This window comes from Lachnoanaerobaculum orale, from assembly GCF_003862485.1.
In the GTDB taxonomy this organism is placed as follows: Bacteria; Bacillota; Clostridia; order Lachnospirales; family Lachnospiraceae; genus Lachnoanaerobaculum; species Lachnoanaerobaculum orale.
On sequence record NZ_RRCM01000001.1, the window covers coordinates 1,103,658 to 1,115,966 of the forward strand.

General features: G+C 35.3%; 11 protein-coding genes. 10 read left to right on the plus strand and 1 reads right to left on the minus strand.

Going from position 1 to position 12,309, the window contains the following annotated elements:
- Positions 1-71: 71 nt before the first annotated feature.
- The gene (locus tag EHW90_RS05410; RefSeq protein ID WP_124951834.1) at positions 72-1,019 is read right to left on the minus strand and encodes an AraC family transcriptional regulator; all 948 of its coding nucleotides are present in this window, start codon (positions 1,017-1,019) and stop codon (positions 72-74) included.
- A 247-nt stretch (positions 1,020-1,266) separates the two neighbouring features.
- Here EHW90_RS05410 and xylA point away from each other — a divergent pair, with 247 nt between their 5' ends.
- The 10 genes from xylA to EHW90_RS05460 all read left to right on the plus strand — a co-directional run bounded on the left by xylA (position 1,267) and on the right by EHW90_RS05460 (position 12,237).
- Positions 1,267-2,586, plus strand: coding sequence for a xylose isomerase (gene xylA, locus EHW90_RS05415; RefSeq protein ID WP_124951836.1), 1,320 nt, complete (start codon positions 1,267-1,269; stop codon positions 2,584-2,586).
- A gap of 45 nt (positions 2,587-2,631) precedes the next feature.
- Complete coding sequence (locus EHW90_RS05420) at positions 2,632-3,831, plus strand: substrate-binding domain-containing protein (RefSeq protein ID WP_124951838.1); 1,200 nt, start codon at positions 2,632-2,634, stop codon at positions 3,829-3,831.
- A 120-nt stretch (positions 3,832-3,951) separates the two neighbouring features.
- Entirely contained in the window at positions 3,952-5,484 is a 1,533-nt protein-coding gene (locus EHW90_RS05425; protein ID WP_330507742.1) for a sugar ABC transporter ATP-binding protein, read from the plus strand.
- A 10-nt stretch (positions 5,485-5,494) separates the two neighbouring features.
- A complete protein-coding gene (locus tag EHW90_RS05430; protein ID WP_124951842.1) occupies positions 5,495-6,652 on the plus strand; it encodes a sugar ABC transporter permease in 1,158 nt (385 codons plus the stop codon).
- Between the two features lie 28 nt (positions 6,653-6,680).
- Entirely contained in the window at positions 6,681-7,850 is a 1,170-nt protein-coding gene (locus EHW90_RS05435) for a MalY/PatB family protein (protein ID WP_124951844.1), read from the plus strand.
- Positions 7,843-9,249 carry a Na+/H+ antiporter NhaC gene (gene nhaC / locus EHW90_RS05440; RefSeq protein WP_124951846.1) on the plus strand — a complete coding sequence of 469 codons (1,407 nt, stop codon included), beginning with the start codon at positions 7,843-7,845 and terminating at the stop codon, positions 9,247-9,249. The genes EHW90_RS05435 and nhaC overlap by 8 nt, the downstream gene beginning before the upstream one ends.
- Before the next feature lie 144 nt (positions 9,250-9,393).
- Positions 9,394-10,230, plus strand: a complete 837-nt coding sequence (locus EHW90_RS05445; protein ID WP_124951848.1) for a Card1-like endonuclease domain-containing protein — start codon at positions 9,394-9,396, stop codon at positions 10,228-10,230.
- 16 nt (positions 10,231-10,246) lie between these two features.
- On the plus strand, positions 10,247-11,236 hold the full coding sequence (locus EHW90_RS05450) for a hypothetical protein (protein WP_124951850.1): 990 nt from the start codon (positions 10,247-10,249) through the stop codon (positions 11,234-11,236).
- A 96-nt stretch (positions 11,237-11,332) separates the two neighbouring features.
- Positions 11,333-11,728, plus strand: a complete 396-nt coding sequence (locus tag EHW90_RS05455; protein WP_009445207.1) for an Asp23/Gls24 family envelope stress response protein — start codon at positions 11,333-11,335, stop codon at positions 11,726-11,728.
- Positions 11,728-12,237, plus strand: coding sequence for a Gx transporter family protein (locus tag EHW90_RS05460; RefSeq protein ID WP_060931245.1), 510 nt, complete (start codon positions 11,728-11,730; stop codon positions 12,235-12,237). The genes EHW90_RS05455 and EHW90_RS05460 overlap by 1 nt, the downstream gene beginning before the upstream one ends.
- Positions 12,238-12,309 lie beyond the last annotated feature (72 nt).

Genomic DNA, 12,309 nt, shown 5'->3' on the forward strand with positions numbered 1-12,309 from the left:
AAAGTCCACCGATGACATAAAGCATTGGTGGGCTTTTTGTATACAGGAACGTATTTAACTTAATAATAATATCATTCTTTCAAATTCTCTTCATAATATTTTTCAAGCTCCGACATAAACTTACTCTGTGGTACATGTGTCTGCACAGTCATATACGGCTGGTCTGTAAGCGGAAGTTCAATCCTATCCATATTTTTTCTGTATTCCTGTAAATCTACTCCCATTTTTTCTTTAAATATTCTATTTAAATATCTGCTGTCGGAAAAACCTGTTTCACAACAAATATCATTTATTCTAAGATTGGTCTTGGTAATCAATGAGAATGCATGATCAAATCTGATGCTGTTTAAGTATGCGGTAAATGTCATTCCGGTCATTTTCTTTATAAAATGTGATACATAATAAGTAGATAGGGACACTAAATCAGCTATATCTGTCAGGGATATATTTTCGGCATGGTGTTCAAAAATAAAGTCTGTAATTTTTTGAAGATGCTTTGCCTTTGATTTACTTTGCTTTGTACTTTGTTCATCAATAAATGGATTGGCTACTTTAGTAAGTTGATATATGAGATCCAGTACCTTTGCAGAAGCACCGATTTCAGTAAAATCAGTGTCACTTGCATAGCACATGGCACACTCAAAAACAGTTTTATACAGTGAATTATACTTTTCATCATATTTTATATGGTTTGTCTTATAAATGATATCAGGAGCGATATTTTTATATAAAGCGTGATTTATCAAAAATATAACTATTTTATTGTGGTTTTTATGACTGTAGAATGAATGCGGCTGATATCTGTTGACTATGTAGATATCATTTTTCTTTAGTGAAAATACTTCATTATCAATTACGAGATCGATGCTGCCGTCAAGAAGCATACCGATTTCCAAATCGGAGTGACAGTGTACACATCTTGAAAGTATCTCAATCATTAACATAGCAAGTGAATTTGTTTTTGTATGTCTGATAATCTCATATTCTGTTTTTATACTTTTGTTGAAGTCAAAATCCATAAAAAATCCTTATATTATAAAATCCGGCATTTTAAAAACCAAGTAAAAATTTTTTGTTTCTTTGATGCCAATTCAAGTATATTTCAAACTATATATTATAGCAATATAAAATAGCAATATTAACGTCAATACATAACAAGATTACCAACATTTACATATAAAAAGCGGTTATTATAGTTATACATGGAAAGAAGAGTGTGGAATAAAGAACAACATTATATTTATTATTTTTAAAGGAGAGATATTTATGAAAGAATTTTTTCCAAGTATACCAACTATAAAGTTTGAAGGTAAAGACAGTAAAAATCCGCTAAGCTTCAAATATTATGATGCTAAAAGGGTGATAATGGGTAAGACAATGGAAGAGCATTTATCATTTGCTATGGCATGGTGGCATAATCTTTGTGCATGCGGTGTAGACATGTTCGGACAGGGTACTATAGATAAATCATTCGGAGCGCTACCGGGCACAATGGAGCATGCAAAGGCGAAAGTGGATGCAGGAATCGAATTTATGCAAAAACTTGGAATAAAGTATTATTGTTTCCACGATACGGATATCGTACCTGAGGATCAGGAAGACATCAATGTTACAAATGCAAGATTAGATGAGATTACAGATTATATTTTGGAAAAGACTAAGGGCACAGATATTAAATGTCTTTGGACAACTTGCAATATGTTCAGTAATCCGAGATTTATGAACGGTGCCGGAAGCTCAAACAGTGCGGATGTATTCTGCTTTGCAGCCGCACAGGCTAAAAAAGGCCTTGAAAATGCGGTAAAGCTTGGAGCAAAGGGGTTTGTATTCTGGGGCGGCAGAGAAGGTTATGAGACACTTCTGAATACAGATATGAAACTTGAAGAAGAGAATATAGCGACACTCTTTACAATGTGCAGAGATTATGGCAGAAGTATCGGATTTATGGGGGATTTCTATATTGAACCGAAACCGAAGGAGCCTATGAAGCATCAGTACGACTTTGATGCGGCAACCGCAATAGGTTTTTTAAGAAAATATGGTCTTGATAAGGACTTTAAAATGAACATTGAAGCAAATCACGCTACACTGGCAGGACATACCTTCCAGCATGAGCTTAGAGTATGTGCGGTAAACGGTATGATAGGCTCTGTGGATGCAAATCAGGGAGATACATTGCTTGGATGGGATACCGACCAATTCCCTACAAATGTCTATGACACTACCTTGGCTATGTATGAAATACTGAAGGCGGGCGGACTTCGCGGAGGATTAAACTTTGACTCAAAGAACCGCAGACCAAGCAATACAGCTGATGATATGTTCTACGGATTTATAGCAGGTATGGATGCCTTTGCACTTGGACTTATTAAAGCGGCGGAAATTATAGAAGACGGAAGAATAGATGAGTTCGTGAAGGAAAGATATGCAAGCTATAATTCCGGAATAGGCGAAAAGATAAGAAAAAGAGCCGTTACACTGGTAGAGTGTGCGGAGTATGCGGCTAAGTTAAAGAAGCCTGAGCTTCCTGATTCAGGCAAGCAGGAATATCTTGAGAGCGTGGTAAATAATATATTGTTCGGATAATAATAAAAATGATTAATATAATTTTGAAATGTTAAGGAGGAAGTTATGAAATTGAAGAAATTATGTGCTTTTGTATTGGCCGGTATGATGGCTGTGTCATTGGCAGCATGTACAGACGGAAACGGACCTGAGCCGTCAAAGGATGCACAGTCACAGACTGAGAGTTCAAATGCGGAGAGCGGTTCACAAAAGACGGATGCAAAGGGAAATAAGATAGGTATTTCAATGCCTACAAAGTCACTTGAGAGATGGAACAGAGACGGTTCATACTTAGAGAAAGAGTTTGAGAAAGCCGGATATAATGTATCTTTGACATATTCCGACAATAAGATTGACCAGCAGGTAAAGGATATAGAGGGACTTATTGCGGACAAGGTTGACCTTTTGGTAGTTGCGGCAATTGACGGAGAGTCATTAGCACAGGTATTATCTGAAGCAAAGAATCAGAATATTCCTGTTATTGCTTACGACAGACTTATTATGAATACAGATGCTATATCATATTATGTATCGTTTGATAATTATACTGTAGGAAAACTCCAGGGAGAGTTTGTAGCAGATAAGCTCGGACTTGCAAATGCAGGAGATAAAAAGTTTAATGTAGAATTTACCGGTGGTGATCCGGCTGACAATAATGCAAAGTTTTTCTTCAACGGTGCAATGGACGTTATAAAGCCTTATATAGATAAGGGAACAGTAGTGGTACCGTCAGGTCAGACTACATTTGAACAGGTCGGTACGGCGCAGTGGGATACTTCAAAGGCTTTGTCAAGATTCCAAAATATCTTAGGCTCTTATTATTCAAACGGAACAAGGCTTGATGCTGCAATATGTTCAAATGACTCAACAGCACTTGGAGTTACTCAAGCCATTCAATCGGATTATGCAGGAAACAATGAAATCATTATCACAGGACAGGACGGTGATGAGGCAAATCTGGCAAATATTATAGACGGAAAGCAGACAATGACAGTATATAAGGCGGTTGCAAATGAAGCGGTTGCTACACTTAATTTGGGAGAAGCTATACTAAAGGGTGAAAAACCGGATGCATCATTGATTGAGAAGTCAGGCTGGAGCTTTGATTGTACATATGATACATCATCATATAATAACGGTTCTGCCGTAATACCTTCATATCTTTTAGTTCCTGTAACGGTTACCAAAGACAATATTCAAAAGGAATTGATTGATACAGGCTATTATACAATGGGAAGTGACGGATACCCACATCCTGTACAATAAATATTTATACTCTAGGTTTTCTTAGTAGTACATTATTGGAGGCAAAGCATTTGCCTCCAAAATCATAACATTGGCATATTTGTCGGAAAGGCGGATATATTGAAAGATTATATTTTGGAAATGAAAAATATTACAAAGGAATATCCCGGAGTGAAGGCTTTAGATAATGTCAATCTAAAAATTGAAAGAGCCTGTATACATGCGTTGGTAGGAGAGAACGGTGCCGGAAAGTCAACACTTATGAATATTCTTTCAGGTACAATACCGTATAGTGAGTACTCTGGTCAGATTCTTTATAATAATAAAGAGTGTAAATTTCAAAAGATACATGACAGCGAAAACCTAGGTATTGTAATAATACATCAAGAGCTTGCATTGATTCCTGAGCTTACAATAGCTGAAAATATGTTCCTTGGCAATGAAAGAAAAAACAAATTCGGTATTATAGACTGGAATGAAACATTTCATCAGGCTGCTGTTGCGATGAAGGCGGTAGGATTGGAAGAGAGTACACAATCTTTGATAAAGGATATCGGAACAGGAAAACAGCAGCTTGTAGAGATAGCAAAGGCAATATCAAAGAATGTAAAGCTTTTGATATTGGATGAACCTACTTCATCACTGAATGATGAGGATTCCAAGATGTTACTTGATATGCTTATTCGTTTTAAAAAGGAAAAGGGAATAACTTCAATAATAATCACTCATAAATTGCAGGAAGTTGCATATGTCGCCGATGAGATAACGGTAATAAGAGACGGTATGACTATAGAGACTATAGACAATTCCAATCATGCTATAAATGAAGAACGAATAATAAAAGGTATGGTAGGACGTGAATTGGAGGACAGATATCCGAAGAGAGACCATATAATAAGTGATGAGATAATGTTTGAAGCCAAAGATTGGACCGTATATCATCCGATATATACAGAAAAGTGTGTTGTAGATAATATAAGTTTTCATGTTAAGAAAGGCGAAGTTGTAGGATTTTCAGGGCTGCAGGGCGCAGGAAGAACAGAGCTTGCAAAGTCACTTTTCGGTAAAAGCTATGGAAGCCGTATTTCAGGAAAAGAATTTATTGCAAATAAAGAGGTGTTTCTTAACAGCGCCAGAGATGCTATTGTAAACGGTTTGGCATATGTTACAGAGGATAGAAAAACTGACGGACTTATACTTTCAGAATCAATTGCAAAGAATACTACACTTGCCCGAATGGAGAAGATAGCTGATAAAAAAGGTATTGTTGATATATCAAAGGAAAATAATGTTGCAAAAGAATATGTGAAAGCAATGAAAACCAAGACGCCGTCGATACATCAAAAGGTAGGAAATTTGTCAGGTGGAAATCAACAAAAAGTATTACTGGCAAAATGGATGTTTGCAGGCCCGGAGGTTTTATTCCTTGATGAACCTACAAGAGGAATAGATGTTGGAGCAAAATATGAGATTTACTCAATTATAAATGATATGGTAAAGGAAGGTAAATCGGTTGTGATGATTTCTTCAGATCTTACAGAGCTTTTAGGTATGTGTGACAGGATATATGTTATGAATGCCGGAAAGATAACAGGTGAATTCAGTGCCGAGGAAGCAACACAGGAAAAAATAATGAGTACAATACTAAAGTCTGATTGTGCTGTGGTTAAATAGGAGGTTAAAGATGAATGCAAATAAATTTGTAAAAAAATACACTATGGTGCTTGCACTTTTAGTTGTATTTGTATTCTTTACATATCTGACAGGTGGAAGACTTCTTCTTGCACAGAATATATCAAATTTACTTTTACAAAATGCATATGTTCTTATAATGGCTTGTGGAATGCTTCTATGTATACTTACAGGCGGTAATGTAGATTTATCTGTAGGATCGACGCTTTGTTTATCTGCGGCGCTTTCGGCAAAATTATTAAGTGTCGGAACAAATCCTTTTATTGCTATATTATTGTCACTTGCAGTTGCATGTGTTATAGGTATATGGCAAGGCTGGCTTATAGGATATGTACATATTCCACCGTTTATATGTACATTGGCAGGAATGTTTCTTTTTAGAGGAGTAGCAAGAGTAATACTTGATTCCAAGACTGTTGCCATTATGGATAAGAAGTTTCTTAGCCTGTTTACATCATATATACAAATACCGGGACTTGATGTAAACCAGAGAGTTATTTCATCAATGGCAGTAGGAATAGTAGTTGCTATAATAATCACAGCTTATACTTTTATTTCCGAACATAATAAAATAAAGAAAGGCTATGACAGTGCAAGCATTACATCAACAGCGATAAGAGTAGCTATATTTGATTTGGTAATATTATTTTATGCATATAAACTTATGAGCTATAAAGGTATTCCGATTATGCTCATATGGATACTTGTTGTAGTGGCTATATTTGCATTTGTTACAAGTTCAACAGTATTTGGAAGATATTTCTACGCTGTAGGTGGAAATGAAAAGGCAACAAGGTTGTCGGGAATAGACCCAAGAAAAGTCTATTTTTGGGCATACTTTTTAATAAGCCTTTTGGCAGGATTGTCAGGACTTTTAGTAGGAGCGCGTATCGGTTCCGTTGACGGAAATATGGGTAATTCATATGAGATGGATGCAATTGCTTCATGCTTTATAGGCGGAGCATCAGCGTATGGCGGCTCAGGAACGGTACAGGGTATAATGATTGGAGCTATACTTTTAGGTGTAATCAATCAGGGAATGTCAATACTCGGATTACCGGACCAGTTCCAGTACATTGTAAAGGGAGCCGTACTTTTAGGAGCGGTAGTTTTTGATGTGGTATCAAATCATAAAACGGGAAAATCATAAATAATAGAATTACAGACAGGGGGAACAATTGTTTGATAATATAGTTTCAAGAAGATATACAAATTGTGCAAAATGGGATGAAATAATTGACGAATACGGAATTGAGGATCTAATACCGTTAACAGTAGCGGATATGGATTATAGAGTAGCACCTGAGATTATAAATGCAGTTATAGACGCTGCAAATCACGGAATTTATGGCTACACTAATGTCAGTGAAAAGTATATAGAACTGTCAAAGATATGGGCAAAAAATAATTATGGTTTTTGTCCTGAAAATGAATGGATAGTATATTGTCCAAGAATTATTCAGGCTATATCCTTAATAATACAAAATAATACAAATATAAATGACAAGATTCTTGTATTGACACCACTATATGATCCTATACAAAATGCAGTAAGAATAAACGGTAGAGAGCTTGTGGAATGTCCTCTGTTGTTGAATAAAGGGCATTATGAGATAGACTTTGAGGATTTTGAGAAAAAAATAAAGGGTGGAGCAAAAATATTTATTTCAGTATCACCACATAATCCGGTTGGAAGAGTATGGAGTGAAGAAGAAATAAGAAAGACAGTAGAGATTTGCAAACAATATAATGTTCTTATAATATCAGATGAAACACATGCAGATTTTATTTGGAAAAACAGATTTATAAGTTATGCTTCATTTTATGACTATTATGATAATATAATAATAGGACTTTCAACATCTAAAAACTTTAATATTGCTGGTTTAGAAGCCAGTAATATAGTTATTAAGAACAAAGATCTGAGGGATTCCTTTAAATACTTACTAAGGCAGGCAGGAATACATAATCCGAGTTATTTTTGTATACCGGCAGTTATAGCGGCTTATGAATATGGAAGTGAGTGGCTTAAAATTGCAAAAGAAAAGATAAAAGATAATATAGACTTTGCAAAGAAATTCTTTGAGACACAAATGATAGGATTTAAAGTGGCAGATATCGAGGGAACATATTTATTATGGGTTGATTATAGAGATACTGGAATTTCTGAGGAAATGTTAAAGGATTTGATGCTATATAAAGCACATATTTCATTCTCATTAGGCAGTGGATTTGGGGAAAATGGAAGAGGATTTTTTAGAGTAAATGTTGCACTACCAAAAGAAAAGTTAGAAGAAGCTTTATTAAGATTTAAAAATAATATAAATTGGGGAGAAATTTATGAGTGATACAAAAAGGAAACCGACAATATTTCAAGCAATGTTTCCAATACTGGTGATGCTTGTAATTTTAGGTATTGGAATTGGTTTTTTAAGCTTACCGGCGGAGCCGTTGATTGTCTTAGCAGCAGTAATATCAGGTATTCAGGCAAGGATATTAGGATATTCGTATGATGAGATAATGAAAGAAATAGCAACAAAAATAGCTAAAGTATGGGGAGCATTGTTAATTTTAGTTATAGTTGGATTTATGATAGGATCATGGATGCTTGGTGGTACAATACCTATGCTTATATATTTTGGATTAAAGCTAATAAGTCCTAAATATCTTGCACTTACAGCATTTTTACTTACAGCTATAGTATCTGTACTAACTGGAACATCGTGGGGCTCAGCAGGAACTATCGGCGTAGCTTTTATGGGTGTGGCAATAGGAATGGATGTAAATCTTGCATTAGTTGCAGGTGCTGTTGTTTCCGGTGCATATTTTGGTGATAAGCTTTCACCGCTGTCAGATACTACAAATTTATCTTCAGCCGTATGTGGAGTTGATCTATATGAACATGTATATAATCAATTATGGACAACCGGCAGCTCTGCGGTTCTTGCTTCAATATTTTATTTTATAATGGGTCAAATCAGTGCTAAAAACAATATTGTAGTACCTGAAACTATAAATATACTTACAGGTACACTTGATAATATGTTTAAATGGAACGTCATATTATTGATTCCACTTGCAATAGTATTGATAGGATCTATAACTAAAAAGCCTACAATACCTGTTATGCTGTTAGCATCATTAGTGGCACTTATAAATGCAGCTGTATTCCAAGGAGCAGATTTAAAGAATATTGTAGATGTTACTTTAAACGGATTTAATGTCGGTATGGTAGGAATGAGTGAAGAAAGTGTAGCACCTGAACTTATAAGATTGCTACATAGAGGTGGTATGATGTCTATGATGAATACACTTCTTATTGCTGTTTGTGCTATTTCATTTGCAGGAACAATGACAGTGACAGGATCTCTAGGTGTCGTAATTTCAAAGATGTTAGAGAAGGTAAATTCCACATTCAAACTTGTCGCATCAACAATAGTTACATGTCTTATAATAACGGGAGTTACAAGTAATGGACAGGTTTCTATATTGATGCCTGGTGAGGCGTTTAGAGAAGCATATCTTAAGATGGGATTGCATCCAAAGGTATTATCAAGGACATTGGAAGATTCTGTGACATGTACAGAGTGTCTTATTCCATGGACTGCAGCCGGCGCGTATATGGCAAGCACTTTAGGTGTAGCAACGTTACATTACTTACCGTATGCAATTTTAAATTATTCCGGAATGATTTTTGCCTTAGTATGGGCTTTTACAGGAATTGGAATAACAAAGTTAAAGAAATAATAAATTTTGACTTCGTAAATATACACAAAGGAATAAAACATAATATTCAGACCTCTTAAATGTATGATATAATACTACAGATAAGAGGTTATTTTATTTTGTTATAAATAATTCTTGTTACAGTTTGAAAAAAGGAGTCTGTATATGCTAAAACTGGCGTCAATATATAAAGTGGAAGAGGACGAAGATAAACCTTTGGAAGCGGTACCGCTTACGGAAGATAAAACTAAAAAATATGAGATTCAGGTATCTGACAGAGTCGGTACTATAAACCTGCTTGAACGTATGGAAAATGTAATCATGTATTCTACCGGAATTCAGGATTATGTTCCGCCTAAAGTACGTAAATTGGCAGTTGAGATAATGAAAAATCATGATTTGATAAAGGACATACTTGGAGAAATCCGACAAAAGTATCAAAGGCAGGATAAAGATTTTGAGATTTCACTGGATGATGTGGAGGAATACAAAAAATATCAGATTCTTGAGCTGTTCAGGAAAATGTCGGGAATAATAAGCGGAGTAAGGTATAACAGAGAAAATAATACAATTAAATGTTCTTTGACGATGACACAAAAAGCACAAAGATTTATTACAGGACAGTATTTGGAGATTGCGGTGGAAGGCGTTGTGAACGACATATTAAGCGAATGGGCAGGGAGCAAAGGCATACCTTATAAAGTTTATCGCAATGTAAAGATTGAAAGTCTGAACGGTACTGTAAAAAATGAATTTGATATCGTAATCGTTATAAGAAATAAATTTTACATAGTTGAGTGTAAATCGGGAAAAAATTTTGATGATTGGAACAGATTATCAGAGATTGCAGTTGACTACGGTATTTTGCCGCAGAGAATGTGTCTGGTATATTCATATGCTACTGAAGAAGATATTCAAAGTATTGAATATTTTTGTGAATACTATATTTGTGATACATCAAGTTTGCGCAATAAAATAATCCAAATGATTTCATTTGGCTGATAGGATTGGAAGTATTATGGAAATATATAATGATGCGAAAAATTACAACAACAGGATGTTTGATTTCGGATTTAACGCTGAAACAGCTCCGACTAAGAATGTTTTGGGCGTAATTGAGAATGAAAAGGTAACAATGGTGGAATACCCTTTTAACGGTATCGGAGTAAGAAAAATTATGAAGGGCTTTGATGCTGTAGATTTTGCTATAGTGGAAGAGCTCGGAAGAAGTAAATATTTGAGTTCAATACAGATTTACCAATATATCAGGCTTAGAGGACTGTATGTTTCAAGAGACGGCATAAGAAACAGAATAAACAAATTTTTAAAGTACAGACTTATCAGGGAGTATGTCCTGAAAAATGATGAACTCACAAACGGTTTAAGGTTTTATGACTTGGATGTTAAGGCGATACCGATAGCTAATGAATGTAAAGTGATATTCAACAGAGGGAACAGGATAATAAGTGAATATAAGAAACAAACAGAAAATCTTTATGACACGGCTGAAGGCATAAAAAGAGTAGTTGTAGGTAATATGATTATTCTCGGATTGCTTATGAACGGTGTAAAAATGAAGAGATTCGGTATCCTTGAGACAATGCGTATCAAAGGCAGTACTGATGCTAAAAATGTTATCATTCGTACGGCGTCCAATGTTCATATAGATGACGAATCACATATACTGTATGAGGTTGTCAGAAATACACCTGATGCCTTAGATAATCTTGCCGATAAGGTAAGTCGTTATTACAAAATTGTTAATGATAAAGATTACAAAGAAAATAACTATTACGGATATAAAACTGTTCCGCAGCTTGTAATATGCGGAGAAACCTATGAGCATAATCTCAGAATAGACAAGTACCTAAGAGAAGTGGGGTTGTACAGTGAAAAAGATACAATAATGTATACTGATGATTTACTGTATGTTCAAGCTACATTAAAAAATTTATATGTGCTTGATGAGACCGGTAACAGAACATGGTATGCACTACCGACACAGTAGGCAGGTTATAAGGTCGGACAATCCTGTTTTCTTCTCTCTTTTAATTTTATACAATATTTGATATAATTGATAATCATAGAATACAAGGAGGCTTTTATGGCTGATACAGTGGATATAAATAAAGAAGATAATATTGAGGCTACTGAGGATAATAAGCTCGGTGAAGTAAAGATAGCTGACGAAGTAGTGGCTGTCATTGCAGGTATTGCCGCAACTGAGGTCGAGGGAGTTGACTCAATGGCGGGAAATATAACAAGAGATTTTATGGGTAAGCTCTCAGGAAGTAAGATAGCAAAGAGTATGAAAGGCGTAAATGTAGAAGTAAATGATGATAAAGTCTGTGTAGATTTATCTGTCAATGTAAGCTACAATTACAATATTCCTGAAGTAAGTGAGAAAGTTCAGGAAAGAGTAAAAAACGCTATTGAGAATATGACAGGACTTACAGTACTTGAGGTGAACATAAAAATAGCTACTGTTGTAGCAAAGTAATGAGGTCAGGTAAATATATAAGGCAAATAACTACTATGGGTATGCTTGTAGCACTTGCAATGGTTTTAGGATTTGTAGAAACGCTGATACCTATAAACTTAGGCATACCGGGCATGAAGCTCGGACTTGCAAATATTGTGGTGGTTATTGCATTATTTTTGTTTGACGTAAAGACCGCCGTTGTGGTGTCGATACTTAGAATTATACTTATAGCGATGACATTTGGAAATATGTCCATGATGTTTTATTCTATAGCAGGTGCGAGCCTCAGCTTACTGAGTATGATTGCGATATCAAAGATTAAAAGTTTTTCGCTTATAAGCGTAAGCATTGTCGGAGGCATCATGCACAATGTGGGACAGATTATATGTGCGGCATTTGTGGTAAGGACTAACGGCGTGTTCACATATTTACCTGTACTTATGATAGCAGGTTTGGTAAGCGGAGCACTGATAGGTATAGTTGCCGGACTTATTTCAGTAAGGCTGACAAATGTTAAAATCGGCTGAAAGTTATCGGTAGTAGGATGTATTTAATATACAAGCTTGATGTTAATCAGGCTTGTTTTTTAGAGAGTAAAG